This is a genomic window from Shewanella sp. DNRA4, assembly GCF_012843185.1.
In the GTDB taxonomy this organism is placed as follows: Bacteria; Pseudomonadota; Gammaproteobacteria; order Enterobacterales; family Shewanellaceae; genus Shewanella; species Shewanella xiamenensis.
In genome coordinates this window covers 98,906-124,249 of the sequence record NZ_JABAIP010000008.1, presented here as the reverse complement: position 1 = coordinate 124,249, position 25,344 = coordinate 98,906, and the positions used below count along the sequence as shown (strand labels likewise).

Annotated in this window: 28 protein-coding genes; 25 read left to right on the top strand and 3 right to left on the bottom strand. The window is 44.4% G+C overall.

Going from position 1 to position 25,344, the window contains the following annotated elements:
- Positions 1-7: 7 nt before the first annotated feature.
- Together HG547_RS10470 and HG547_RS10465 are read left to right on the top strand one after the other, a co-directional pair.
- Entirely contained in the window at positions 8-640 is a 633-nt protein-coding gene (locus HG547_RS10470; protein WP_037420623.1) for a FlgO family outer membrane protein, read from the top strand.
- Positions 637-1,086, top strand: a complete 450-nt coding sequence (locus HG547_RS10465; RefSeq protein ID WP_037420620.1) for an LPP20 family lipoprotein — start codon at positions 637-639, stop codon at positions 1,084-1,086. The genes HG547_RS10470 and HG547_RS10465 overlap by 4 nt, the downstream gene beginning before the upstream one ends.
- Before the next feature lie 122 nt (positions 1,087-1,208).
- Here the strand turns inward: HG547_RS10465 and HG547_RS10460 are convergent, their stop codons facing one another.
- From HG547_RS10460 to flgA, 3 genes are all read right to left on the bottom strand, one after another.
- Positions 1,209-1,634, bottom strand: a complete 426-nt coding sequence (locus HG547_RS10460) for a flagellar protein FlgN (protein ID WP_037420616.1) — start codon at positions 1,632-1,634, stop codon at positions 1,209-1,211.
- A gap of 2 nt (positions 1,635-1,636) precedes the next feature.
- Positions 1,637-1,963, bottom strand: coding sequence for a flagellar biosynthesis anti-sigma factor FlgM (gene flgM / locus HG547_RS10455; RefSeq protein WP_037420613.1), 327 nt, complete (start codon positions 1,961-1,963; stop codon positions 1,637-1,639).
- Positions 1,964-2,037: 74 nt separating this feature from the next.
- Positions 2,038-2,745, bottom strand: coding sequence for a flagellar basal body P-ring formation chaperone FlgA (gene flgA / locus HG547_RS10450; RefSeq protein ID WP_169547803.1), 708 nt, complete (start codon positions 2,743-2,745; stop codon positions 2,038-2,040).
- Positions 2,746-2,950: 205 nt separating this feature from the next.
- On the opposite strand from flgA, the gene HG547_RS10445 reads away from it, so the two are divergent.
- The 23 genes from HG547_RS10445 (at position 2,951) to fliE (ending at position 25,334) form a co-directional block, all read left to right on the top strand.
- Positions 2,951-3,871, top strand: a complete 921-nt coding sequence (locus HG547_RS10445; RefSeq protein ID WP_037420608.1) for a chemotaxis protein CheV — start codon at positions 2,951-2,953, stop codon at positions 3,869-3,871.
- 102 nt (positions 3,872-3,973) lie between these two features.
- Complete coding sequence (locus tag HG547_RS10440; protein ID WP_037420607.1) at positions 3,974-4,813, top strand: protein-glutamate O-methyltransferase CheR; 840 nt, start codon at positions 3,974-3,976, stop codon at positions 4,811-4,813.
- A 143-nt stretch (positions 4,814-4,956) separates the two neighbouring features.
- Positions 4,957-5,361 carry a flagellar basal body rod protein FlgB gene (flgB, locus tag HG547_RS10435; protein WP_037424822.1) on the top strand — a complete coding sequence of 135 codons (405 nt, stop codon included), beginning with the start codon at positions 4,957-4,959 and terminating at the stop codon, positions 5,359-5,361.
- Positions 5,362-5,363: 2 nt separating this feature from the next.
- A complete protein-coding gene (gene flgC, locus HG547_RS10430) occupies positions 5,364-5,780 on the top strand; it encodes a flagellar basal body rod protein FlgC (protein WP_011716396.1) in 417 nt (138 codons plus the stop codon).
- 24 nt (positions 5,781-5,804) lie between these two features.
- The gene (gene flgD / locus HG547_RS10425) at positions 5,805-6,584 is read left to right on the top strand and encodes a flagellar hook assembly protein FlgD (protein ID WP_037420602.1); all 780 of its coding nucleotides are present in this window, start codon (positions 5,805-5,807) and stop codon (positions 6,582-6,584) included.
- A gap of 69 nt (positions 6,585-6,653) precedes the next feature.
- Positions 6,654-8,015 (top strand): flagellar hook protein FlgE, encoded by a 1,362-nt coding sequence (flgE, locus tag HG547_RS10420; RefSeq protein WP_047539503.1) that lies wholly within the window; start codon positions 6,654-6,656, stop codon positions 8,013-8,015.
- A 171-nt stretch (positions 8,016-8,186) separates the two neighbouring features.
- On the top strand, positions 8,187-8,930 hold the full coding sequence (gene flgF, locus HG547_RS10415; protein WP_011716399.1) for a flagellar basal-body rod protein FlgF: 744 nt from the start codon (positions 8,187-8,189) through the stop codon (positions 8,928-8,930).
- 10 nt (positions 8,931-8,940) lie between these two features.
- On the top strand, positions 8,941-9,729 hold the full coding sequence (gene flgG, locus HG547_RS10410; protein ID WP_011716400.1) for a flagellar basal-body rod protein FlgG: 789 nt from the start codon (positions 8,941-8,943) through the stop codon (positions 9,727-9,729).
- A 12-nt stretch (positions 9,730-9,741) separates the two neighbouring features.
- Positions 9,742-10,416: a flagellar basal body L-ring protein FlgH gene (gene flgH, locus HG547_RS10405; RefSeq protein ID WP_011716401.1), complete on the top strand. Its 675-nt coding sequence runs from the start codon at positions 9,742-9,744 to the stop codon at positions 10,414-10,416.
- An 11-nt stretch (positions 10,417-10,427) separates the two neighbouring features.
- Positions 10,428-11,519, top strand: coding sequence for a flagellar basal body P-ring protein FlgI (locus HG547_RS10400; protein WP_037420597.1), 1,092 nt, complete (start codon positions 10,428-10,430; stop codon positions 11,517-11,519).
- Between the two features lie 17 nt (positions 11,520-11,536).
- The gene (gene flgJ, locus HG547_RS10395; RefSeq protein ID WP_169547802.1) at positions 11,537-12,691 is read left to right on the top strand and encodes a flagellar assembly peptidoglycan hydrolase FlgJ; all 1,155 of its coding nucleotides are present in this window, start codon (positions 11,537-11,539) and stop codon (positions 12,689-12,691) included.
- 40 nt (positions 12,692-12,731) lie between these two features.
- Positions 12,732-14,657, top strand: coding sequence for a flagellar hook-associated protein FlgK (gene flgK / locus HG547_RS10390; protein ID WP_169547801.1), 1,926 nt, complete (start codon positions 12,732-12,734; stop codon positions 14,655-14,657).
- An 11-nt stretch (positions 14,658-14,668) separates the two neighbouring features.
- Positions 14,669-15,880 carry a flagellar hook-associated protein FlgL gene (gene flgL, locus HG547_RS10385; protein WP_169547800.1) on the top strand — a complete coding sequence of 404 codons (1,212 nt, stop codon included), beginning with the start codon at positions 14,669-14,671 and terminating at the stop codon, positions 15,878-15,880.
- 94 nt (positions 15,881-15,974) lie between these two features.
- A complete protein-coding gene (locus HG547_RS10380) occupies positions 15,975-16,796 on the top strand; it encodes a flagellin (protein ID WP_109277545.1) in 822 nt (273 codons plus the stop codon).
- A 256-nt stretch (positions 16,797-17,052) separates the two neighbouring features.
- A complete protein-coding gene (locus HG547_RS10375; protein WP_109277546.1) occupies positions 17,053-17,871 on the top strand; it encodes a flagellin in 819 nt (272 codons plus the stop codon).
- A gap of 131 nt (positions 17,872-18,002) precedes the next feature.
- Positions 18,003-18,389: a flagellar protein FlaG gene (locus HG547_RS10370; protein ID WP_169547799.1), complete on the top strand. Its 387-nt coding sequence runs from the start codon at positions 18,003-18,005 to the stop codon at positions 18,387-18,389.
- A gap of 47 nt (positions 18,390-18,436) precedes the next feature.
- Positions 18,437-19,807: a flagellar filament capping protein FliD gene (gene fliD, locus HG547_RS10365; protein ID WP_047539515.1), complete on the top strand. Its 1,371-nt coding sequence runs from the start codon at positions 18,437-18,439 to the stop codon at positions 19,805-19,807.
- A gap of 28 nt (positions 19,808-19,835) precedes the next feature.
- Positions 19,836-20,156, top strand: coding sequence for a flagella biosynthesis chaperone for FliD, FliT (locus HG547_RS10360; RefSeq protein WP_169547798.1), 321 nt, complete (start codon positions 19,836-19,838; stop codon positions 20,154-20,156).
- A 6-nt stretch (positions 20,157-20,162) separates the two neighbouring features.
- Positions 20,163-20,576 (top strand): flagellar export chaperone FliS, encoded by a 414-nt coding sequence (gene fliS, locus HG547_RS10355; RefSeq protein ID WP_144375186.1) that lies wholly within the window; start codon positions 20,163-20,165, stop codon positions 20,574-20,576.
- A gap of 286 nt (positions 20,577-20,862) precedes the next feature.
- Positions 20,863-22,296: a sigma-54 dependent transcriptional regulator gene (locus HG547_RS10350; protein WP_069453234.1), complete on the top strand. Its 1,434-nt coding sequence runs from the start codon at positions 20,863-20,865 to the stop codon at positions 22,294-22,296.
- Positions 22,297-22,404: 108 nt separating this feature from the next.
- A complete protein-coding gene (locus HG547_RS10345) occupies positions 22,405-23,487 on the top strand; it encodes an ATP-binding protein (protein ID WP_169547797.1) in 1,083 nt (360 codons plus the stop codon).
- The gene (locus HG547_RS10340) at positions 23,480-24,820 is read left to right on the top strand and encodes a sigma-54 dependent transcriptional regulator (RefSeq protein ID WP_169547796.1); all 1,341 of its coding nucleotides are present in this window, start codon (positions 23,480-23,482) and stop codon (positions 24,818-24,820) included. The genes HG547_RS10345 and HG547_RS10340 overlap by 8 nt, the downstream gene beginning before the upstream one ends.
- Before the next feature lie 175 nt (positions 24,821-24,995).
- Positions 24,996-25,334 (top strand): flagellar hook-basal body complex protein FliE, encoded by a 339-nt coding sequence (gene fliE / locus HG547_RS10335; protein ID WP_011625692.1) that lies wholly within the window; start codon positions 24,996-24,998, stop codon positions 25,332-25,334.
- Positions 25,335-25,344: the final 10 nt, after the last annotated feature.

The window sequence follows — 25,344 nt, the reverse complement described above, 5'->3', positions numbered from 1 at the left end:
TATTCCCATGCTAAAGCGTGCGTTCATTCCCCTGGCTCTTTTGGCGCTGATTGGGTGTGCGACTAAACCCGTTGTGCCGCCAAAACCTAGTCTAGTTGATGGCAATGGTTTGCCGCCGACAGCGGTGATTAATCATTTAGCGCAGCGTATTGTGACCGAGCTAGTCAAGCAAAATGATGCATTGCGTCCTGATCAACCTATCGTTGTAACTACACCAGTATTAGTGGGCGACATGACGAGTACGAATGCGGTTGCGCTGCAATTGCAGCAGGGACTCATGGCATCGTTGCACAGTTTTCAATTTAATGTGGTGGAGTTAAATCTCGCCGATGGACTGCGTGTTACTGGTGAGGGCGATTTTATTTTGACGCGTGACTGGCAAAAATTGTCTACTAATTTGCCTGTTGACCATATTGTGGTATCCACGATGAGCCCGACGACTAATGGCTTAGCGATTAATACTCGAATCGTTACCTTAAGTAACAACCGAGTGGTGTCAGCTTCACAGACCTTTGTTACACAAAAAGAATTAAGCAATTATATGCAGCCCTCTGAGCAAGTGATCTCCCACGATGGGATTTTATATCGTCAGTCGGCTCCCGGTATGAATGAAGTGCGTGTATTAGGAGATGGAAAATGAAACGCTACCTGTTGGTGATTGCGGCGCTTCTACTGACAAGTTGTGCCTCTAGAGACAAGTATGTGCAGTGGGAAGATGTTCCTCCATCTAGCTTCCCTAAGCTAACGGCAATTGGTTATGCCCCGTTAGCGACTCAACCAGCGAAAGAGCAATCTCAAAGAATGTTGATGGCGATGCAAGCATCCAAAATTGTGGCTTACCGTGAGCTAGCTGAACAAGTATATGGTCAAAAGATCACCGCTAACAGCAGTGTCAGTGATTGGATGCTAACCGATGATAATGTTAAAGCTTCAGTCACTGGGGTGATCCGCGGCGCAAGAGTAGTTAAAAGTTATCCCGCAGGTGAGCATTACGTTACTGAGTTAGAACTTGATTTTTCTAAGGTATGGCAAATCTATCAGCAGCAGAGTCGGCCACAGAGAATTAAAGAAGTCACTTACTTTTAAGGTGTCATCTCCTATCAACCAGAAGACAAGCATGAGATGGTTTGGATACGGATAATCGATAAACAAAAACCGCGCTTAATAAGCGCGGTTTTTGTTTGAAATCCGTTTGTACTTATAACGCCTTACGCTTTTAGATCATTGCCTAAGCTTGATATTGTTGAGGTTTTACCTTTATCGTTATACGTCAGCGTGGTGGCATTTCGGCTCGCCTGCAAGGCTTGTGCAAAGCGGTTTAGGCTTGCAAGATTCATCTCGATCAAACTAGCATTTTGCGCGTTGAGATCTTTGCATTCTGCGAGAGCCTCTTTAACCACTGCCATTTTATCGGATAGCTCAACTTGCTCCGTGAGTAAGGCTTTATCGCTGTGACTAGCCAGCAAGTCATCATTTGCTTTAAGGGCTTGTAGACATGTTGATTTTTGCTCAGCAAGCGACAAAAGCAAATCGGCGTTTTGGTCAACCAAAGCGCCTTTTTCCTTAAGAATAATTTGTTTAAGAACAGCCAAATGGGCGTGTTGTTGATCTACCAGTTTAGCTATTTCTGTCATAGTTACTCTTTATTAAGCTCATTTAATTCTGCTTCGAAGCTGGCAATATTCGCAGCCAACTTTTCGGGATCAATTTTATAACGACCTTCGGCAATGGCTTGTTTTATTTCGGCCACCTTCTTTTGGTCGACTTCAGGTAGACTGGCCATTTTGGTTTGAGCTCCTTGTAACTGTTGAGCTTGAGCCGTAATGACAACAGAGTCACCTTTTAGTTGAGTTGATTTAGCCGCTACCTGAGAGGTTTTCTCGCTTTCGCTGCTTTGTTTAGTGCTGTTTGAACGGACTTGTGCGGCCGCTCCGGCGTTAAATTTGCTAATATCAATTGCCATTTTAGGCTCCAGCGTCATGTATACGGATTTCTTAACTGGGGTATCGGCAGCTTATCGAAAAGCTTTAGCTTATTTTACATTCTAACTTCTACTTCGCCAATCGCCGTAATTATGGCATCTAGCTCTTTGTTAGAACTGCTATTTTTGATTCGAATTTGGTCGCCGATATTACCATCTTGCAGCGCCTCTCCCACAGTTTTTAGTACGAAGTTATTTGAACGCACATAAATCGACACTGTGTCATTTTTACAGACAAAGCAAAGGTTGTTCGCAAAAATAGGATAATTTTTCGCGACTCGGCGTTTAACTCTAACGCCTGTAAGCTGATTAGTATCGCTAAATTGCATACCACGCAAACTATTTTGGTCAACATAGCGGATCTCGACCTGTGAAGGACTGATTAATTCACCTGGCGCTAAGGTTTCGGTTGCGACTACAACAGGAAAAAGAATGTCTACTCGAACAGACATAAAAATCTGCCAAGGGTAGGCGAGATCGGGGGTATCACAACTGACTTTTATGGTGTTATTACGGCTAATTTCGCGTTCTGAAGCTAATTCGACCCTTATTGGTGATGTACACTGTGCTGGCAGCATTCGGTTATCGACCGTTTGTGGATTAATGTCGACTTTCGCATTTGCAGGTACAGCAATCTTTTCATTAATAAGGGCTTTAGCTAATTCGGATATCGCCGATACGCTAGGTATCACGGGTTCAGCCTTAGCTGCCGTGGATAGAAAAAATGCGAAAATACTCAAAAAATAGACTAAATTTACTTTCATAATGAAGAGACTAGCTTGTAACGCCAGAATACACCTATACTTTTATCAAGCGTGAAACTGTTCAATGCTTCTTTCTTAGATTTTTGGTGTCAGAAGTTTGACTTAGTTTCAACTATGTTTATCGATAACAAGACGTAAGCAATTAATATGCCTATACTCAAACGAGTTTTAGGGCCGTACATAAACAGAACAACAAGGCAGAGTTATGTCGAGTATTCTTGATTCAGTCAACAAACGAACCCAACTCGTAGGTCAAAACCGGCTAGAACTATTGCTATTTAAGTTAAATGGTCGTCAACGGTTTGGGATAAACGTATTTAAAGTGAAAGAGGTTCTGCAATGCCCGCCATTAACGACATTGCCTAAACTCAATCCTTACGTCAAAGGAGTTGCCCATATTCGCGGCACAACTATTTCTGTTATCGATCTGAGTGCGGCAACGGGAGGGCGTCCGTTAGCGAGCACTGAAAATTGCTTTATCATCATTTCGGAATATAACCGAAGTGTGCAGGGGTTCTTGGTTAGTTCTGTTGAACGTATTATCAACATGAACTGGGAAGCTATTATGCCGCCACCGCAAGGTGCTGGGCGTTATTCCTATTTAACCGCGGTTACCGAGATTGAAGGTGAGTTGGTTGAAATCTTGGATGTTGAAAAGATTTTAGATGAAATCTCACCTGTCAAAACGGCCATTAGTGAAGAGGTTAATGAGCAACTTACTCTCGATAGAAGTCAGCATTACCATATTATGGTGATTGATGATTCGGCGGTGGCACGCAAGCAAATTATTCGGTCGTTAGAGTCGTTAAATTTACAAATTGACACGGCAAAGGATGGTCGTGAGGCACTTGATAAGCTCAAGGCCATTGCAAGTGAAATGAATAACGTTGCTGATGAAATTCCACTCATTATCTCCGATATTGAGATGCCCGAAATGGATGGTTATACCTTAACGGCTGAGATCCGTGATGATCCTAAGCTTAAAAATATCAAGGTGGTACTGCACACCTCATTAAGCGGTGTCTTTAACCAAGCCATGGTACAAAAGGTTGGTGCCAATGACTTTATCGCAAAATTTAACCCTGACGAATTAGCTGCGGCAGTGAACAAGCATTTAAGTTTGTAGTGAGAGTGTGGGTTAGTGCCTAGTTGAGCTTTACGCTATAATCTAGCCCTTATTACATGATTGTTGTGCACTTATTTTGGTGCTTGCTATAGGATCTAGGACGTGAATGTGCCTGATAAATCACTCGCTGAAGCAGAATATAATCAATTTAGGTTGTTCTTAGAACAACATAGCGGCATCGTGCTAGGTGAAAATAAACAATACCTCGTACGTAGTCGTCTCGCGCCATTGATGGGCAAATATAACCTTCCTTCGTTATCCGATGTGGTAAAGCATTCGATGAAACCAACGGAACGAGCTTTACGAGCTGAAGTTATTGATGCCATGACCACTAATGAAACCTTATGGTTTCGTGATCGTTATCCATTTGAATTGCTTAATAATGTGCTATTACCAGAATACAGTAAGTTAGGTAGACCTTTAAAGATATGGTCTGCAGCTTGCTCGTCGGGTCAAGAGCCATATTCTTTAGCTATGACCATATTAGAGTACCAGCAAAAAAAACCTGGGGCGCTGCCTGGTGGTGCCTCGATTCAAGCAACGGATCTTTCGCCTTCTATGTTGGAGCGTTGTAAAAATGCTGAGTATGATAGTTTAGCGTTAGCACGTGGATTGTCTGAAGAACGTAAGCGGCAGTTTTTTGATGCTTTGCCTTCTGGCAACATGCGCATAAAGGATAACGTTAAACGTCTCGTCAATTTCCGAGCTCATAACTTGCTCGAGAGTTACACTTTGTTGGGTAAGTTTGACATTATTTTTTGCCGAAATGTGTTGATCTATTTTGCCCCTGAGGCAAAAGCAAAAATTTTGCGGCAATTTGCTGCCGCGTTAAATCCCAAAGGTATCCTCTTTTTAGGCGCATCCGAATCCATTGCTGGCCTTACTGATGAATTTGATATGGTTCGTTGTAACCCTGGCATTTATTACCAAAAGAAAACTTAAGGATTTGATTTTAATTGATAATTACCGGCATAGTTCGGTAATTTTTTTATCTGCTGCATCCCTCACAAACTTTATTACCTCCCATAAAAGTATTGGCACATGAATTGCTTTGTTCCCGTGAGTGACACGATGGAGGCAATTTTATGGCGATTAATTTTGATAAGGCACTGGGTGTTCACCAATTCACGTTGGGGATCCGTGCTGAGCGGGCTGAAGTGATTTCAAGCAATATCGCAAATGCTGATACGCCACATTATAAAGCCCGTGACGTCGATTTTTCTGCCGCCTTAAATGTTGCTAAAACCCAGCAACAACAGCGTAATAGCTTAGAGATGACCGCTGATGAGCAGCATTTTGGGCTAGCGCAGCTAACCGGGCAGTACGTTAAATTTCGAGTGCCGAATCAACCCGATACTGGGGATGGCAATACTGTCGACGTTCAACAAGAGCAATCAGCATTTATGCAAAATGCTCTCGAATATCAAATGTCTCTGGGTTTTTTAGACAGTAAATTTAGCGGTATGAAAAAAGCGCTGAGAGGGGATTAATCATGAGTTTATTTAATATCTTCGATGTTGCGGGGTCTGGCATGTCAGCCCAATCTCTGCGGCTAAATACTACCGCGAGTAACATTGCTAACGCAGATTCAGTCTCCAGCAGTGTAGATAAAACTTACCGTTCTCGTCATCCTATTTTCGAAGCCGAAATGGCCAAGGCGCAAAGTCAGCAACAAGCTTCTCAAGGTGTCACGGTGAAAGGCATCGTCGAGAGTGATAAGCCCCTATTAAAAGAGTATTCGCCGGATCATCCGATGGCGGATGCTGATGGCTTTATTTACAAACCAAATGTGAATGTCATGGAAGAAATGGCTGACATGATTTCAGCTTCTCGCTCATATCAGATGAATGTTCAAGTGGCTGAGGCGGCAAAATCTATGCTGCAACAAACACTTGGGATGGGTAAATAATATGCGTTATTTAGGAGGTACGTTGTGAGCCTCATTAACCAACTGAGTCAAACCTCATCGCAGCTGACTCAAACAAACACTCAATCGAATACGGTATCAACCAATACCACGAAAACCTCGACTAGCTCGACAGGTAACCCATTTTTGGATGGATTACGTTTGCCGAATAGTTCTGCTGTTCCAGAGGCTAAGAGTCAGCAGCTCACTCAAGAGGATTTTTTCTCATTACTCAGCCAGCAGTTATCGATGCAGGATCCCTTCAAGCCCGTTGATAACGACCAGATGATTGCACAGATGGCATCTTTTTCTACTGTCGATGGCATTTCTAAGTTAAATGATCAAATTGTTAATTTAAACAGTGTGATGACATCAAGCCAAGCTTTGCAAGCATCGGGATTAGTTGGGCGAAAAGTGCTGTTACCGACTGATACGGGTTATATCTCTGCAGAAAGCCCAGGCTTAAATGGTGTGATCAGTACTTCAGAGAAAATTCCCGTCATTAATGTTCGAATCGAAGATGATAAAGGGCAGGTCGTTAGAACATTTACTGTTGATGGTAGTAAGGGTGGTAACACTGATGTCAAGTGGGATGGTTTGAATGATAAAGGAGAACCCGTTGCTGCAGGTAATTACTCGATTAAAGCATCGGGTTTGGTGAATGATAAATCACAAGCGTTAGCTGTATCGACCTATGCGCATGTGACCAGTGTTTCTTTAGGTACAGCAGCGACTGGCGCCATTTTGAATCTCAAGGGTGGAATGGCCTTTAAACTGTCGGATGTACTTGCGATTAGTGAAGTTTAATCGTTATCAAGATTGTAAATGGACATCACACTTGTCCATCATTGAATTGAGCAAATGTAGAGGTGAATTATGTCGTTTAACATTGCATTGAGTGGCATTTCTGCTGCGCAGAAAGATTTGAACACTACTGCGAACAATATCGCGAATGCTAACACCATTGGCTTTAAAGAGTCGCGTGCTGAATTTGCGGATGTTTACGCTAATTCAATTTTCTCAAACTCAAAAACCGCTGTGGGTGGCGGTGTGGCTACGAGCCAAGTGGCGCAGCAATTCCACCAAGGTAGTTTGCAACTGACGAATAACTCGTTAGATTTAGCGATTAAAGGCGGTGGCTTTTTTGTAACTGCGTCCGAGATAGGTACCTTGGATCATCAGTTTACTCGGGCAGGTGCTTTCAAAGTCGACAAAAATAATTATATGGTTGACTCTGCTGGGAATTTTTTGCAGACCTTTCCAGTAGACAAAGATGGTAACTCTACCTCTGTCAGTTTAACGACAGCTAAGCCAGTACAAATTCCTGATACTGCGGGTAGCCCTGTTCAAACTGAAAACGTGACTTTGCAGATGAATTTAAATGCAAAAGAAGGTTCACTCGACCCTGCTGCTTTTGATCCGTTAGACTCCAAAACCTATAACAGTGTGACATCCATGACGATTTATGACTCTCTGGGTGAGCCACATATCATGACGACCTATTTCGTCAAGCCAAATAATGGCTCATATAATGGTGAAAACAACTGGGTTGCATACTATGCCATTGATGGTAAACAAGTTGATATTTCTGGCCCTGCTGGTACATATCAGACTGACACCAATGGTGATGGCACTCCCGATGCCTCTGGTACAGCTCAAACGGCTGGCGGCTGGAAGGGATCGGTTCTGAAGTTTAATTCCGTCGGTGTGTATACTGGGAGTGATCCGGCAGTCGTCGCCACCGAAGCGCTAGGGGTTGGCGGCGCTGGTGTGTTAGGCCCTGGTGCTGATGGCACTCAAGCCGTGACGATTAAATTTAATGCACCAACCCAATATTCAGCTCCCTTTGCCGCCACTGAATTGTCACAGGACGGTACCACAGTAGGACGTTTAACCAATGTCGAAATTGGTGAAGATGGTTTGATCACTGCCAGTTACTCCAATGGTTCAACAGTGCCATTAGCCCGCGTTGCTTTAGTTCGCTTTGCAAACGAACAAGGGTTGACACAAGTGGGTAATACCTCGTGGAAAGCCAGTTTATCGTCAGGTCCTGCGTTGGCTGGTGAGCCTAACAGTGGTACGTTTGGTAGTCTCAGTTCTTCAGCGTTAGAGCAATCTAACATTGACTTGACGACTGAGCTGGTGGATTTGATTTCGGCACAACGTAACTTCCAAGCCAACTCACGTACGCTGGAAGTGAATAACACTCTGCAACAAACTGTTCTGCAAATTCGTTAAGTTAATCTTGCCTCTGCTAAGTGTTGCCGCTTGCGGCAACACTTAGCCTCTTTCTGTTGTGCATTCATTCGTTTATTAAAATCTCCTAATTTATCAGTTAACTAGCTGCTTATTTTATTGGCATGATGCTTGCTTTGCTATTGTCAGGTTGAAACTTTGACGGAGCAGTCTGTGGACAAATTCCTTTATATCTCCATGAGCGGCGCTAAGCAAAATATGAATGAGTTGGCGTTGCGTGCCAACAACTTAGCCAACGCAAATACCGATGGATTTAAGTCGGATATGGCGCAAGCCAGATCGATGCAAGCCTTTGGTGAAGGATTGCCGACAAGGGTCTTTGCCATGGTTGAAACCCCCTCCGCCAATTTTCGTTCGGGCCCGATTAAATCTACTGGACGCGATCTTGACGTTGCCATTAAAGGTGACGGTTGGTTTGCCGTGCAAGCACAGGATGGTAGTGAAGCTTATACCCGTTCTGGCAGTCTCAGTTTTGACTCAACAGGTTTATTGCATAACGACCGTGGTAATCCCGTGATGGGTGATGCCGGGCCGATTGTGTTACCGCTGCCAATTGAAAAGGTCACTATTTCACAGGATGGGATTATCTCTGTTCGCCCTCAAGGTGCGACGACAGAAGTCGTCGAAGAGGTAGGAAGATTAAAGTTAGTAAACCCTGGCAATGCACAAATGATGCGCGGCGAGGATGGGTTGTTCCGTTTGGTATCCGGTGATCCGGCGCCTGCCGATCCCAGTGTATTTGTGGAAAGTGGTGCTGTAGAAGGCAGTAACGTCAACCCCGTGGATGAGATGGTGTCCTTAATCGACCTACAGCGACAATTTGAATTGCAAGTGAAGATGATGAAAACCGCGGAAGAAAATGACCGCGCTTCATCCTCATTAATGCGGATTAGTTAGGAGATAAATTATGCATCCAGCGTTATGGATTAGTAAAACTGGCTTAGACGCACAGCAAACCGATATTGCGGTGATTTCAAACAACGTCGCTAACGCCAGTACTGTGGGCTATAAAAAAAGCCGCGCGGTATTTGAAGACTTACTTTATCAAACTGTTAACCAAGCGGGTGGGATCAGCGCCTCTAACACTAAGTTGCCAAACGGTTTGAACATTGGTGCGGGTACCAAGGTGGTAGCCACCCAAAAAATGTTTACCCAAGGCAATATGCTGACCACGGATAACTCGCTCGATTTGATGATTGAAGGTCCTGGATTTTTCGAAGTGCAGCTCCCCGATGGGACTACGGCTTATACCCGTAATGGTCAATTTACCTTAGATGATACAGGGCAAATTGTCACGCCGGGTTCGGGTTATGTGTTGCAACCTGCGATCACTATTCCTGAGGATGCAACCAGTATTACGGTCTCTGCTGAAGGGGAAGTTTCGGTAAAAACACCAGGTGCGGCGGAAAACCAGGTCGTTGGGCAGCTAAGTATGACCGACTTTATTAACCCGTCAGGTTTAGATCCTATGGGACAAAACCTATACACCGAAACTGGTGCGAGTGGTACGCCTATTCAAGGCACTGCATCACTTGATGGTATGGGAGCGATTCGTCAAGGTGCGTTAGAAACCTCTAACGTGAACGTGACCGAAGAGCTAGTTAACCTCATTGAAAGTCAGCGGATCTACGAGATGAACTCCAAAGTGATTTCGGCGGTCGATCAGATGCTGGCTTATGTGAATCAGAATCTATAGAGGCACATGATCATGGCTAGATATCTACTATTGGCTAGTACGCTCTTGCTGGCGGCATGTAGTTCAACTCCAAAGAAGCCGATTGCGGATGATCCCTTCTATGCCCCAGTTTATCCCGAAGCACCACCGACTAAAATTGCTGCAACGGGGTCGATTTACCAAGATAGCCAAGCGGCGAGTCTTTACTCGGATATTCGTGCCCATAAAGTCGGTGACATTATTACTATCGTGTTGAAAGAAGCGACTCAGGCGAAAAAGAGTGCCGGTAATCAGATCAAAAAAGGTTCTGATATGACACTCGATCCCATTTATGCCGGCGGGAGCAATGTGTCTTTAGGCGGTATTCCCCTCGATTTACGCTACAAAGACAGCATGAATACTAAGCGAGAATCCGATGCAGATCAAAGCAATAGCTTAGATGGCAGTATCTCCGCCAATATTATGCAAGTGCTCAATAACGGTAACTTAGTTGTGCGCGGTGAAAAGTGGATTTCAATCAACAATGGTGATGAGTTTATTCGCGTGACCGGTATTGTGCGCTCGCAGGATATCAAGCCAGATAACACCATTGATTCAACCCGTATGGCCAATGCGCGTATTCAATATAGCGGTACTGGTACTTTCGCCGAAGCGCAAAAAGTGGGCTGGTTAAGCCAGTTCTTTATGAGCGATTGGTGGCCCTTCTAAGGAGTCATATCATGAAATATAAACTCATTTTGGCCGTTGTTATGTTAGCGTTTTCGATGCCAAGCCAGGCTGAACGCATTAAAGATATTGCTAATGTGCAAGGGGTACGAAATAACCAGTTAATTGGTTATGGCTTAGTCGTGGGGTTACCTGGTACGGGTGAGAAAACCAATTACACAGAGCAAACATTTACCACCATGCTTAAAAATTTCGGCATCAATTTGCCTGAAAATTTTAGACCCAAAATTAAAAACGTAGCCGTGGTTGCTGTACATGCCGATATGCCAGCGTTTATTAAACCAGGCCAAGAATTGGATGTGACCGTTTCAAGCCTAGGTGAAGCAAAAAGCTTACGTGGTGGGACGTTACTGCAAACCTTCCTCAAAGGGGTTGATGGCAATGTATATGCGATTGCCCAAGGCAGCTTAGTGGTAAGTGGTTTTAGTGCCGATGGTTTGGATGGTTCGAAAGTGATTCAAAACACGCCAACGGTTGGCCGTATTCCTAACGGCGCAATTGTTGAACGCAGTGTGGCTACGCCGTTTTCTACTGGCGATTATTTGACGTTTAACCTACGTCGTTCGGATTTCTCGACCGCGCAGCGTATGGCCGATGCGATTAATGATCTGCTCGGCCCTGATATGGCGCGCCCGTTGGATGCAACGTCGATTCAGGTCAGTGCGCCAAGGGATGTATCACAACGGGTGTCTTTTTTAGCTACGCTCGAAAATATTGAGGTGGAACCTGCTGAAGAGTCTGCCAAAGTGATTGTGAATTCGCGTACAGGCACGATAGTCGTTGGGCAGAACGTCAAGTTATTACCTGCGGCTGTGACTCATGGTGGTTTGACTGTGACGATCGCCGAAGCGACTCAGGTGTCTCAGCCAAATGCGCTAGCCAATGGCCAAACAACAGTGACCAGCAATAGCACAATAAATGCAACTGAAAGTGATCGCCGGATGTTTATGTTTAATCCTGGCACGACCTTAGATGAATTAGTGCGCGCCGTGAATTTGGTCGGTGCAGCCCCTTCAGATGTCCTTGCCATTCTGGAGGCGTTAAAAGTGGCAGGTGCTTTGCATGGTGAACTTATCATCATCTAATTTCTGTCGGGAAAATCATGGAAAAGCTTTCAAGTTCATCACATTTTCTTGATCTGGGCGGGCTGGATAACCTGCGTGCCCAGGCTCAGAAAGATGAAAAGGGCGCCTTGAAAAAAGTCGCCCAACAATTTGAAGGCGTTTTTGTACAAATGCTAATGAAGAGCATGCGTGACGCAAATGCGGTGTTCGAGTCCGATAGCCCTCTAAATAGCCAATACACTAAGTTTTATGAGCAGATGCGGGATCAGCAATTATCCGTCGATTTATCGGATAAAGGCGTATTGGGACTGGCGGACATGATGGTGCAGCAGTTATCCCCTGAGTCTAGCCCGTTTACACCGGCATCGGTGCTACGTAATGATGGTGGCATGAAACTAGAACATGACACTAAAGCGTTTAATATTCCTGTTCAAGCCCCATCGACTGCAGAAGCTATAAATAACAACACTTCAGAACAAGCCGCACAAGGTGTACCTGTATCGATAGCGCGTCCAAATGTTGAATTTGAAAAGGCCGATGGTGTCACTTCTTCCTTAGACATTGACCGACCTGAACGCTTGTTGGCGATAGATACACCTAAGCCTACCTGGTCTGAGCAACCCTTATCACCGATAGAACCTGTTATCAGCGGCCAAATATTGCCGACAGTGGCATTTAGAGAAACGCAAAAGACGCTTAAGTTTGGTAGCCGTGAAGAATTTTTAGCGACGTTATATCCCCATGCAGAAAAAGCCGCTAAAGCCCTTGGCACTAAACCTGAAGTGTTATTGGCTCAATCGGCCCTCGAGACTGGTTGGGGGCAAAAAATTGTTCGCGGAAATAACGGCGCTCCTAGCCATAACTTATTCAATATTAAAGCGGATCGTCGTTGGCTGGGTGATAAAGCTAACGTGAGTACCTTGGAGTTTGAGCAGGGTATTGCCGTTAGACAAAAAGCCGATTTCCGAGTTTACAACGATTTTGAGCATAGTTTTAACGATTTTGTTTCCTTTATTGCTGACGGTGAGCGCTATCAAGATGCCAAGAAAGTGGCAGCGTCACCGACTCAGTTTATCCGTGCATTGCAGGATGCGGGTTACGCTACCGATCCAAAATATGCTGAAAAAGTGATTAAAGTCATGCAGTCCATCAGTGAAGAGCTGAAATCGATACTGCCAGGAGAAGACAAATGATCATTCTTCATAAGATATTAGTGTTGAGGAGTATCGGCTAATGGCTATCGATCTATTAAACATTGCTCGTACAGGGGTGCTCGCTTCTCAGTCGCAACTAGGGGTGACCAGTAATAACATTGCTAACGCCAATACCGCGGGGTATCACCGACAAGTGGCAACCCAAACCACCTTAGATTCTCAACGTCTTGGAAATGGTTTTTACGGTACTGGGACATATGTGTCTGATGTGAAACGTATTTATAATGACTATGCCTCGCGCGAACTGCGTATTGGCCAAACGACCCTGAGTGCGGCTGAGGCTAGCTATGGCAAGCTTAGTGAGCTGGACCAAATTTTCTCCCAAATTGGTAAAGTGATACCACAGAGCTTGAACGATTTGTTTGCAGGCTTAAATAGCTTGGCAGACTTACCTGCTGATTTAGGTATTCGTAGCTCAACCTTAAATGATGCCAAACAACTGGCAAATAGCTTGAATCAAATGCAGTCAACCTTGAACGGGCAGCTAAATCAAACCAATGATCAAATCACTGGGATGACTAAGCGCATTAATGAGATCAGCACTGAACTTGCTAATCTCAATCTTGAGTTGATGAAATCGCCTAATCAAGATCCGATTTTATTAGATAAGCAAGACGCGCTCGTGCAAGAGCTAAGTCAGTATGCGCAGGTGAATGTGATCCCCTTGGATAATGGGGCAAAGAGCATCATGTTAGGCGGTTCTATCATGTTGGTTTCGGGGGAAGTGGCAATGTCGATGAGCACGACGACGGGCGATCCCTTCCCCAACGAATTGCAATTGGTATCGACCATTGGCTCACAAAGCGTAAAAGCCGATCCTAGCAAGTTAGGAGGGCAGTTGGGGGCATTGTTTGAATACCGTGACCAAACCTTAATGCCTGCGAGCTTAGAGCTTGATCAATTGGCCTTAGGGGTTGCAGACAGCTTTAATAAACTGCAAGCGCAAGGATTTGATCTTAATGGCCAAGTTGGCGCAAATATGTTCAAAGATATTAACGATCCTCTAATGTCCTTAGGCCGTGTTGCTGGTCTTTCTGGTAATACAGGTAACGCGACCTTAGGCGTCAATATTGATGATACCAGTACCTTAACGGGTGGCTCATATGAGCTGTCGTTTACGGCGCCGTCGACCTATCAACTGAGAGATACGCAAACCGGCGCGATAACGCCGCTTACCTTAAACGGCACTAAGTTAGAAGGCGGTGCTGGATTTTCTATTGATATTAAAGCTGGCGCCATGGCCTCTGGCGACAGATTTGCCATTCGCCCAACCGCAGGGGCCGCGAATGGTATTGAAGTAGTGATGACCGATCCTAAAGGTATCGCTGCCGCGGCGCCCAAAATTACCGCAGATACTGCGAACTCAGGTAACACTCAAGTTAAGCTCACGCAAATTACTGACCGTAATGCGGCGAATTTCCCTGTAAAAGGGGGGGAGCTGACTATTCAGTTAAATACAACTGCCGTGCCGCCGACCTTTGAAGCCTTTGATGCATCAGGCGCATCACTCGGTGCTGCTGCGCCTTATACGCCACCGAGCATCAATGCATTTGGTTTTACCTTTGAAGTTGAGAGTAGCGGCGCAGCCGCGGGTGACAAATTTACCTTCGATTTATCTTTTGCCGAGGGCGATAACACCAACGCCGTTGCGATGGCAAAACTGAGTGAAACCAAAGTGATGAATGGTGGTAAGTCAACGCTTGCAGACGTATTTCAAAAGACCAAACAGGATATTGGCAGTCAAACAAAAGCTGCTGAAGTACGAGTGGGGTCTGCAGAAGCCATTTATAAGCAAGCTTATACCCGAGTTGAAAGTGAATCAGGCGTGAACTTAGATGAAGAAGCGGCCAACCTGATGCGTTTTCAACAAGCTTATCAGGCTTCTGCGCGAATTATGTCAACCGCGCAGCAAATTTTTGACAGTCTATTGACTTCAGTGCGTTAGGAGAAGTGACGATGCGATTATCAACCGCGCAGCTCTTTAATCAAAGTATTACTAGCGTGCTGCAAAAACAAACCGCAACGAGCAAAATTTTAGAACAGCTTAGCACTGGCAAAAAGGTCAACACCTCTGGGGATGACCCTGTTGCGGCTTTAGGTATCGACAACCTAAATCAACGTAATGCCTTAGTCGATCAATTTATGAAGAATATCGACTATGCCAATAACCGCCTTGCCGTTACAGAAAGCAAGTTGGGCAGTGCGGAAGACTTAACAGGTTCTATTCGTGAACAGTTGATGCGTGCTGTCAACGGCACTTTATCTGACTCAGAGCGGCAAATGATTGCCGATGAGATGAAAGATAGTCTTGAAGAACTACTCTCTATTGCCAATAGCAAAGATGAATCGGGTAATTATCTGTTTTCTGGGTTTAGTACCGACAAACAACCCTTCTCTTTTGATAATTCAACTCCACCCAAGATCGTATACAGCGGCGATTCTGGGGTTCGCGATAGCTTAGTGCAATCAGGTGTTGCCATTGGAACCAATATTCCTGGCGATCTCGCGTTTATGAAGGCTCCCAATGGGCTTGGCGATTATAGCGTCAATTATTTGGCCAGTCAGCAAGGTGGATTTAACGTTGATACAGCCAAAATAGCCGATCAAGCGACTTATGTGGCTGATACATATACGTTTAATTTCTCTGATAACGGTTCTGGCGGCGTCAATCTACAGGTGCTTGATTCTGCAAATAACCCTGTCGCTAACGTCGCAAACTTCGATGCCACGACACCTGTGAGTTTTAATGGAATAGAGGTCAAGATAGACGGTAAACCCAGTGCTGGTGATAGTTTCAGCATGGAACCTCAGGCTGAGGTCAGTATTTTTGACACGATCAGTAATGCGATCGCTTTGATCGAAGATCCAAACGCAGCAAATTCTCCCCAAGGAAAAGCTCAGTTGGCACAGTTATTGAATAACATCGATAGCGGCGTCAATCAGATGAGTTCAGCCAGAAGTGTGGCAGGAAATAGTCTGAAAACCGTAGAGCGTTACAAGGATACTCATACAGAGGAGAAAGTGGTGAATACTTCGGCACTATCACTTCTGGAAGATCTGGATTATGCGTCAGCGATTACGGAATTTGAAAAGCAGCAGCTTGCATTGAACGCAGTCTCTAACGTGTTTAGTAAGGTGGGTTCTGTTTCCCTGTTTGACTTTATTTAACAGAAAGCAAAGACCTAACCATCTGTAAGATAAATTGTTAAAAATTTAGCCAAGCTCCAAGCCTTGGCGGTATAACTAGGAAGAGGAACTCAACATGGCTATTACAGTTAATACCAACGTGACTTCGATGAAGGCACAGAAAAATTTAAATACCTCCAGTAGTGGTTTAGCAACCTCTATGGAACGTCTATCGAGCGGTCTGCGTATTAACAGTGCGAAAGATGACGCTGCTGGTCTAGCTATTTCTAACCGCTTAAATAGCCAAGTTCGTGGTTTAGAAGTAGGTATGCGTAACGCTAACGATGCGATCTCCATTGCCCAGATTGCAGAAGGTGCGATGCAAGAACAGACTAACATGTTACAACGTATGCGTGACTTGACGATTCAGTCTGAAAACGGTGCCAACAGCACTGCTGACTTGGCTGCTCTAAAGGCTGAAATGGATCAACTGGCAACAGAGATTGATAGTATTGGTAATAGTACTGCTTTTGGTAATACTAAATTACTAACGGGTACATTCTCTGCTGGTAAGGTATTCCAAGTGGGTCACCAAGAAGGTGAAGATGTCAAAGTTACGGTAAAAGCCAGTAATAAAAACTCTTTATCAGTGGCAGCTTTAGCTAACGCAACGTCCGCCAACAGAGCTTCTTCATTGGCTAAAATTGATGCTGCGATTAAAACAATTGATGCTCAACGCGCCGATTTGGGTGCGGTTCAAAACCGCTTAGCCCATAACATCAGTAACAGTGCGAACACTCAAGCAAACGTTGCCGATGCTAAGAGCCGTATTGTGGATGTGGATTTTGCGAAAGAAACCTCTGCAATGACCAAGAATCAGGTATTGCAACAAACGGGTTCTGCGATGCTCGCTCAAGCAAACCAATTACCGCAAGTGGCGTTGTCACTATTGGGCTAGATTAAGCTCGCGCACTTTTTGTAGAGTACTTTTGCCTACTTTTTCTAGCTAAGGTTAGAAAAGTAGGCAAAGTTTTAGTTAAGAAAAAGTTTATCTTTATGAAAATAAATGTGTTTTTATAAAGATAAAAATTTTTATCAAAATAGTCCTAAAGATAAAAAAATTGCTGCCGTTATATTTACTGTAACCACTAAGACCCGCCTGGCTTAAGTAGACAGGCAAGTTTAGACAAGCCAGGTATAAAGAGGAAACGATCATGGCCATTACAGTAAACACAAACGTTACATCTTTAAAAGCACAGAAAAACTTAAATACTTCCGCTAGCGGTTTGGCCACTTCAATGGAACGTTTATCCAGTGGTCTTCGCATTAATAGCGCAAAAGACGACGCAGCAGGTTTAGCTATTTCTAACCGCTTAAATAGTCAGGTTCGTGGCTTAGAAGTGGGTATGCGTAACGCCAACGATGCGATCTCTATTGCACAGATTGCTGAAGGCGCGATGCAAGAACAAACTAACATGTTACAACGTATGCGTGACTTAACCGTTCAGTCTGAAAACGGTGCTAACAGCACTGCAGACTTAACCGCACTAAAAGCTGAAATGGATCAACTCGCCAACGAGATTGATGAAATTGGTAAAACCACGGCTTTTGGTACAACTAAGCTCTTAGCAGGTGGTTTCTCTGCAGGTAAGAGCTTCCAAGTTGGTGCACAAGATGGCGAAGATATTAAAGTTACTGTAAAAGCCAGTAACAAATCTTCTTTATCTGTCGGCTCTTTAGGTAATACAACATCAGCGGACCGAGCATCATCTTTAAAGAAAATCGACGCAGCAATCAAAACCATTGACGCGCAACGTGCGGATTTAGGTGCTATCCAAAACCGTTTAGCCCATAACATCAGTAACAGTGCTAACACCCAAGCAAACGTTGCCGATGCGAAGAGCCGCATTGTAGACGTTGACTTTGCGAAAGAAACGTCACAAATGACCAAGAACCAAGTGTTGCAACAAACAGGTTCTGCAATGTTGGCGCAAGCTAACCAATTACCTCAAGTGGCCTTATCACTGCTTTAATCATCTATTGAAGCATAAGGTTATAAGGGAGGTTCGGTGACGGATCTCCCTTTGCCACATAAATGATCATTAAGTTATAGTGTTTGTTAGGCTGTATAAAAGACAAATGCTTATGATGGTGAGGTATAGCTATGGATACTAATATAGCAAGCACATCAATGGCGGCTTCAAACCGTATTGATTTGGCTCAAGTACCACTGAAAGCACCGACGGCGGATGTTGAGTTAAAACGCAATGCTGCCGTATCAGCTGTTGAACAGTCTACTGAGCAAAGAGCAACAGAAGATGAACAAAATCCTGAAAAGTTAACCCAAGTAGCTACTGAACTTTCTGACATGATGTCAATGATGCGTAAAGGGCTTGCATTTAAAGTTGACGAAAATTCAGGGCAAGCAGTAGTAACAGTCTTAGATAGAGATACTGGTGATGTCATCAGACAGATGCCGAGTGAGGAAGCACTAAAATTAGCAGAAAAATTGTCAGAAGTGACAGGTCTGCTAATGAAGACAGAAGCTTAAAACTCACACCACACAGTAAGTTATCCTTTGATGAGTGAGAGGTTTTTATGGCATTAACAGCGACAGGTATGGGGTCTGGTTTAGACATTTCTAACATCGTAAAAGTGTTAGTTGATGCCGAGAAAGCCCCCAAAGAAGCGATGTTTAATAAGACGGAAGACAGCATCAAAGCAAAAGTTTCTGCAATGGGGACTTTAAAGAGTGCGCTATCTACGTTTCAGGATGCCGTTAAGAAACTTCAAACAGGTGATGCGTTAAATCAACGGAAAATATCTGTTAGCACTGATGCATACCTTAGCGCAAAAGCTGAAAAAACAGCTCAAGCTGGTAGCTATGGGATTAAAGTTGAGCAATTAGCAACTAACCATAAGATTGCTGGTACCAATGTTACCGATGCTACACAACCAGTAGGGGAGGGTAGTTTAGCATTTGGTGTTAATGGTAAAAGCTTTTCTGTTGATATAGCTGCTACCGATTCTTTGGCTACAATTGCCAAAAAAGTCAATGAAGCTTCTGATAATGTTGGTGTCACTGCAACTGTGATTACCAGCGATGCAGGAAGCCGGTTAGTGTTTAGCTCAAATAAAACCGGTGAAGATAACCAAATTAGTCTTACAGCAACGAATTCGTCTGGTTCTGGGGTTACTGATATGTTTGGTTCTGGCAATACTTCGATATTGCAAGATGCTAAAAATGCAGTACTTTATATTGATGGTCAAAAAGTCACCTCACAAAGTAATGAAGTAAAAAATGCCATAACCGGTGTGACACTGAATTTAACCAATGCCGATGTTGCTAAAACAACGACGATTAAAATTGAGCAAGACAATGAAGCTGTAAAAACAAACGTTCAAGCTTTTGTTGATGCCTACAATAGTTTAGTGACGGCCATCGATAAGATGTCCGCCTACGACAAAGACAAAAAAACGGCTGCCGCACTACAGGGCGACTCTATGATTCGCTCAATTGAATCCCAGCTTCGCAGTGTGGCAAGTGGACGTGTTCCCACTGCGGATGGTGGTTCAATAGCGCTTTATGATATTGGTATTAAAACAGACAGATACGGAAAATTATCCGTAGATGACACAAAACTCAATAAAGCACTCACCGAAGATATGCCGAGCGTTGAAGCACTGTTTGCAACTCCAGATAAAGGTCTTGCTAATCGGTTTAACGATCTTGCTAATAGCTATGTTAAATCAACAGGTTTGATTGCTGATCGTCAGTCTAGCTATACGAGTCAGCAAAGTCGTTTAGCTGATCAAAGAGCTGCATTTACATTGAAGATGGACCAGCTAACCGCCCGTTTAACCAAACAGTTTAATGCGATGGATCTTGTTGTTGGGCAACTCAATCAGCAGAGTAGCGGTTTAGTTGACCGACTAAACTCTTTGCCTGGTGCAGTTAAAAAAAGCTAAATCGATCTAAGTAAAAAGGAATATTGTTGTGAAGCAACTCGATGAGCTTAATATTACACTTGCGCAAGTGTTAGAGCAGCTAAACCGAATTCCTGCTGAGGATCCCCAAACAGATGACTTGGTCTCAAATTTGCACAGTATGGTAGACGAGCGTCAACTTTTACTCAATGTATTAGTCGCCGATGCCAATATGACGGATGCTAACTATCTTCAGCGTCAGCTTGAATTTACTCAGGACTTTTCGAAAAAGGCGAGTATTATCATGGCTGACAGGCAAGCATTATTACATGCGAGCAATAAGAATAAGCGCCAGATCAGTGTTTATGAGACTATAGATTCAAATAGGTAGGTGTTTATGAGAGGATCACTGCAATCATATCGTAAGGTTTCACTTGAAAGTGAAATTACAGTTGCTTCCCCACATAGAATTATTCAGTTGATGTTTGCTGGTGCTCTACAGCGCCTTGCACAAAGCCGTTATGCGATTGAGCAGAATGATTTAGTCAATAAAGGGATTTATATAAATAAAGCCGTCGGTATCATTATTGGGCTAAGTAATAGTTTAAATATGGATGCTGGTGGGCAAATAGCTAAAAATTTGAGTGATTTATACGATTTTATGTTACGTAAGATTTCTGAAGCTAACCTCAATAACGATGTTAAGGCCATTGATGATGTTTGTGATATTTTACGAACCATCAAAGAAGGGTGGGATGCCATCCCTATAGATAAACACAATATCTCTTCCCATACTGAAGAAGCTCGTTAACCCTACTTTTAAGTAATGAAAAAGACGCACCCTAAAGTGCGTCTTTTTTGTCTTGTGTCAATTAATTGACCTTTTTAGCTAGAATCATAGCTTAAATGAACTAAAATCAATTCAGTTTGGCAGAATCGGCATTCGAGGCTTGCTTCTCGACTGCTGATAATACAATATTCATCACAGTAGTGATGGTGGCACAGATTGTTACATTGAATTTGTTAAGCTTTTACAGCAACTAATCATAAATAATTAATGCGAATTGATACCTAATTAGCGCTTTACGGCCTACTGAATGATGCAAACAGATCAACGAATTTTACTTGTCGGAACCCCATCAGAGCGCTTAAGTCGCTTGTGTTGCATTTTTGAATTTTTGGGTGAGCAGATTGAAATCGTCGCCATCGAAAAGTTAAGTATTTGTCTGCAAGATACCCGGTTCCGCGCTTTAGTGGTCAGTGCTGATAATATGCCTGCTGATGCACTCAAGTCACTTGCGAGTCAGTACCCATGGCAACCCATTTTGTTATTTGGCAATGTAGATGATCTGCAAGTGTCGAATGTGCTGGGTCAGATTGAAGAGCCACTAAACTACCCACAACTAACTGAACTCCTGCATTTTTGTCAGGTTTATGGGCAAGTCAAACGTCCACAAGTCCCAACCAGTGCAAATCAAACCAAACTGTTTCGTAGCTTAGTGGGTCGTAGTGAAGGCATTGCCAATGTGCGTCACTTGATTAGCCAAGTCGCCACCTCTGATGCCACTGTATTAGTCCTGGGTCAGTCGGGGACGGGTAAGGAAGTGGTTGCTCGGAACATTCATTATTTATCTGAGCGCCGAGATGGTCCTTTTATTCCGGTTAACTGTGGCGCGATTCCGCCTGAGTTATTGGAGAGTGAATTATTTGGCCATGAAAAGGGCTCTTTTACTGGGGCAATTAGTTCTCGTAAGGGCCGTTTCGAACTTGCCGAAGGTGGCACGCTGTTCCTCGATGAAATTGGCGACATGCCTTTGCAAATGCAGGTAAAATTGCTGCGTGTGTTGCAAGAACGTGTCTTTGAGCGTGTTGGGGGAACTAAAACGATTAATGCTGATGTACGTGTCGTAGCGGCAACCCATAGGGATCTTGAAACTATGATCAGCAGCAATGAGTTCCGTGAAGATCTTTATTACCGCCTTAACGTCTTCCCGATCGAAATGCCAGCATTAAGTGAGCGTAAGGATGATGTTCCTTTACTGCTGCAAGAGTTAGTGAGTCGTGTCTATAACGAGGGGCGTGGCAAAGTTCGTTTTACTCAGCGTGCTATTGAATCGTTAAAAGAACATGCTTGGTCAGGTAACGTCCGGGAATTATCTAACCTTGTTGAACGCCTAACGATTTTATATCCAGGCGGTTTAGTTGATGTGAACGACTTGCCGATAAAGTATCGTCATATTGATGTGCCTGAGTATAGTGTCGAACTCAGTGAAGAGCAGCAAGAACGTGATGCGCTCGCTTCGATCTTCACCAGCGAAGAGCCAGTAGAAATTCCTGAAACGCGTTTCCCCAGTGAGTTACCACCTGAAGGCGTTAACCTCAAGGATCTGCTGGCAGAGCTTGAAATCGATATGATTCGCCAGGCGTTAGAGCAGCAGGATAACGTGGTTGCGCGTGCTGCAGAAATGCTCGGTATTCGCCGTACTACCTTGGTTGAGAAAATGCGTAAGTACGGAATGACGAAAGAATAGTCATTTTGATGTTATTTATCTTATTGTTTTATCTATCTAAATTCATTTCCTAATTTGGCATAGAATCTGCACACACTCCGTCATAAGCAATTTTTTGACGGAGTGACTATGTCTGCTCATCCACTAGCGCAAATTGAAACATTCAAGCACACTAGCAAACAATGGAACCAACTGCGTGAGGCCGCCAATATGTCCAATCGGATGGAGCATATTTTACAGGCTATGCCCTCTGGCGTGGTGATTTTGAACGGCGATGGTATTGTCACCGATGCAAACCCCGTTGCCGTCGAATTGCTGGAGCAGTCGTTATGCGGTGCCCGCTGGATTGATGTGATCCATACTGCGTTTGCGCCACAGGACGATGATGGCCATGAAGTCTCATTACGCAATGGCCGCCGAGTCAAATTTGCGATTACCCCATTAACGCCGGAACCTGGCCAATTAATTGTGCTGACGGATCTGACCGAAACTCGTCTACTGCAAAAGAATCTTTCCCATCTGCAGCGCCTGTCAGCCCTCGGCAAAATGGTGGCGACGCTGGCGCATCAGGTACGTACGCCACTGTCGGCTGCACTGTTATATGCTGCTAATCTGGCCAGTCCCAAATTATCGGAATCTGCTAAGGCAAAATTTCAGCAGAAATTAGTGGATAGACTCAATGAGCTTGAACGCCAAGTGAACGATATGCTGCTGATGGCCAAAGGACGTCAAGATGAGCTGGGCGAACTGATTAATCTTAATGATGTTATCGAGAATGTTGTTGCTAACTGTGAACCAATAGTTACTAAGCATGGCGCTGAACTGGCGGTAACTAATATTTCTGATAGCTTAATGCTGGCGAATGTGAATGCGCTGAGTTCAGCCGTCAATAACCTCGTGATGAACAGTCTTGAAGCCGGGGCAACGCAGATCCAAATCGTTGCTAGTGATAGCAATGAACAGTTACATCTCAATGTCATCGATAATGGCAAAGGATTGGATGCCAAAATGCAGCAAAAAGTGCTTGAACCTTTCTTTACCACTAAAGCTCAGGGGACAGGTTTAGGCTTAGCTGTTGTACAGTCTGTGGTGCGTAATCATGGCGGCCAACTGCAATTAAGCTGTATGCCCAATAAAGGTTGTACTGTTTCGCTTACTTTCCCGCAGGCTAAATCTGCTACTGTATTGCCGCTGGAGAAACCCTATGTCTGAAGCCAAATTACTCTTAGTCGAAGACGATGCATCCTTACGCGAGGCGTTGCTGGACACCTTAATGTTGGCACAATACGACTGTATTGATGTGGCATCTGGTGAAGAAGCCATAATCGCACTAAAACAACATCAATTTGATCTTGTGATCAGCGATGTGCAGATGCAGGGCATTGGCGGCTTAGGATTATTAAATTACTTACAGCAACATCACCCCAAGCTGCCAGTGTTATTGATGACGGCGTATGCCACCATTGGCAGTGCGGTCAGTGCAATTAAATTGGGCGCCGTCGATTATTTGGCTAAACCCTTCGCTCCAGAGGTGTTGCTCAACCAAGTTTCCCGCTATTTACCGCTCAAACAAAGTAGCGATCAACCCGTCGTGGCGGATGAAAAGAGCATTGCATTATTATCCTTAGCACAGAGGGTTGCAGCTTCTGATGCTTCGGTGATGATCCTCGGGCCAAGTGGTTCGGGTAAAGAAGTGTTAGCCCGTTATATTCATCAACATAGTAGCCGTGCTGACGAGGCCTTTGTGGCCATCAACTGTGCGGCCATCCCCGAGAATATGCTTGAAGCCACATTATTTGGTTATGAAAAGGGCGCTTTTACCGGTGCTTACCAAGCTTGCCCCGGTAAATTCGAACAAGCACAGGGCGGAACGTTATTACTCGATGAAATTTCAGAGATGGATTTAGGGTTACAGGCCAAACTGCTGCGCGTATTGCAAGAGCGTGAAGTAGAGCGGTTAGGCGGCCGTAAAACCATCAAGCTGAATGTGAGAGTGCTGGCAACCTCAAATCGTGATTTAAAAGCCGTGGTTGCCGCGGCGCAATTTAGGGAAGATCTCTATTATCGCATTAATGTGTTTCCACTGACGTGGCCTGCACTGAATCAACGCCCTGCGGATATTTTACCCTTAGCTCGGCATTTACTCACAAAACACGCAAAGGCACTGAGTATCATCGACGTACCCTCATTTGATGAGGCCGCATGCCGCCGTTTACTTGGCCATCGCTGGCCAGGTAATGTGCGAGAGCTCGATAACGTTGTGCAGCGAGCCTTGATTTTGCGATCAGGTACGGTGATTACTGCCAATGACATTATTATTGATGCTCAAGATGTGCCGTTATCGTCCGATGATGCTGAATATTGCAGTGAGCCAGAGGGGTTAGGTGAAGAGTTAAAGGCGCAGGAACATGTGATCATTCTCGAAACCCTAGCGCAATGCCAAGGCAGCCGTAAGTTGGTTGCCGAAAAACTTGGGATCAGCGCGCGCACCTTAAGATACAAGATGGCCAGAATGCGCGATATGGGGATTCAATTGCCTAACTAAGTCGAGTTTTGCAACCTTTCTAGCACCATCGCCACTGGTTATCCTTTGGCGATTTCACACCTATGACCCCTGCAATTCTTTTTAGCTCGGCCAAGTAAAAACTTGGCCGTAGTTTTGCATATCCTCGTTATCTTGAGAGTTTAATCGTCAATAACTCGACGATGGGGAGCACGACATGCAAATTGGCGCGAATTCATTACTGCAAGAAATGCAGTCACTTCAAGGTGAAATCAAACCCTCTTTTGGGATTTCACCTAATAATATTGTGCAGCAAGTGAATAACACCAGCGGTGCTGACTTTGGCCAGCTACTTTCACAAGCCATTGGTAATGTGAGTGGTTTGCAGTCAACCTCATCTAACCTCGCGACTCGCTTAGAAATGGGTGATACCACCGTGAGCTTGTCTGATACTGTTATCGCCCGCGAAAAGGCCAGTGTTGCCTTTGAAGCCACTGTCCAAGTGCGCAATAAGCTCGTTGAAGCTTATAAAGAAATAATGAGCATGCCTGTTTAGGCCTTGAATA

Excerpts from the sequence above, each read along its gene's own strand:
- HG547_RS10470 (WP_037420623.1), top strand. The coding sequence starts at position 8 with ATGCTAAAGCGTGCGTTCATTCCCCTGGCTCTTTTGGCGCTGATTGGG.
- HG547_RS10465 (WP_037420620.1), top strand. The coding sequence starts at position 637 with ATGAAACGCTACCTGTTGGTGATTGCGGCGCTTCTACTGACAAGTTGT.
- HG547_RS10460 (WP_037420616.1), bottom strand. The coding sequence starts at position 1,634 with ATGACAGAAATAGCTAAACTGGTAGATCAACAACACGCCCATTTGGCT.
- flgM (WP_037420613.1), bottom strand. The coding sequence starts at position 1,963 with ATGGCAATTGATATTAGCAAATTTAACGCCGGAGCGGCCGCACAAGTC.
- flgA (WP_169547803.1), bottom strand. The coding sequence starts at position 2,745 with ATGAAAGTAAATTTAGTCTATTTTTTGAGTATTTTCGCATTTTTTCTA.
- HG547_RS10445 (WP_037420608.1), top strand. The coding sequence starts at position 2,951 with ATGTCGAGTATTCTTGATTCAGTCAACAAACGAACCCAACTCGTAGGT.
- flgB (WP_037424822.1), top strand. The coding sequence starts at position 4,957 with ATGGCGATTAATTTTGATAAGGCACTGGGTGTTCACCAATTCACGTTG.
- flgC (WP_011716396.1), top strand. The coding sequence starts at position 5,364 with ATGAGTTTATTTAATATCTTCGATGTTGCGGGGTCTGGCATGTCAGCC.
- flgE (WP_047539503.1), top strand. The coding sequence starts at position 6,654 with ATGTCGTTTAACATTGCATTGAGTGGCATTTCTGCTGCGCAGAAAGAT.
- flgG (WP_011716400.1), top strand. The coding sequence starts at position 8,941 with ATGCATCCAGCGTTATGGATTAGTAAAACTGGCTTAGACGCACAGCAA.
- flgH (WP_011716401.1), top strand. The coding sequence starts at position 9,742 with ATGGCTAGATATCTACTATTGGCTAGTACGCTCTTGCTGGCGGCATGT.
- HG547_RS10400 (WP_037420597.1), top strand. The coding sequence starts at position 10,428 with ATGAAATATAAACTCATTTTGGCCGTTGTTATGTTAGCGTTTTCGATG.
- flgJ (WP_169547802.1), top strand. The coding sequence starts at position 11,537 with ATGGAAAAGCTTTCAAGTTCATCACATTTTCTTGATCTGGGCGGGCTG.
- flgK (WP_169547801.1), top strand. The coding sequence starts at position 12,732 with ATGGCTATCGATCTATTAAACATTGCTCGTACAGGGGTGCTCGCTTCT.
- flgL (WP_169547800.1), top strand. The coding sequence starts at position 14,669 with ATGCGATTATCAACCGCGCAGCTCTTTAATCAAAGTATTACTAGCGTG.
- HG547_RS10380 (WP_109277545.1), top strand. The coding sequence starts at position 15,975 with ATGGCTATTACAGTTAATACCAACGTGACTTCGATGAAGGCACAGAAA.
- HG547_RS10375 (WP_109277546.1), top strand. The coding sequence starts at position 17,053 with ATGGCCATTACAGTAAACACAAACGTTACATCTTTAAAAGCACAGAAA.
- HG547_RS10370 (WP_169547799.1), top strand. The coding sequence starts at position 18,003 with ATGGATACTAATATAGCAAGCACATCAATGGCGGCTTCAAACCGTATT.
- fliD (WP_047539515.1), top strand. The coding sequence starts at position 18,437 with ATGGCATTAACAGCGACAGGTATGGGGTCTGGTTTAGACATTTCTAAC.
- fliS (WP_144375186.1), top strand. The coding sequence starts at position 20,163 with ATGAGAGGATCACTGCAATCATATCGTAAGGTTTCACTTGAAAGTGAA.
- HG547_RS10350 (WP_069453234.1), top strand. The coding sequence starts at position 20,863 with ATGATGCAAACAGATCAACGAATTTTACTTGTCGGAACCCCATCAGAG.
- HG547_RS10345 (WP_169547797.1), top strand. The coding sequence starts at position 22,405 with ATGTCTGCTCATCCACTAGCGCAAATTGAAACATTCAAGCACACTAGC.
- HG547_RS10340 (WP_169547796.1), top strand. The coding sequence starts at position 23,480 with ATGTCTGAAGCCAAATTACTCTTAGTCGAAGACGATGCATCCTTACGC.
- fliE (WP_011625692.1), top strand. The coding sequence starts at position 24,996 with ATGCAAATTGGCGCGAATTCATTACTGCAAGAAATGCAGTCACTTCAA.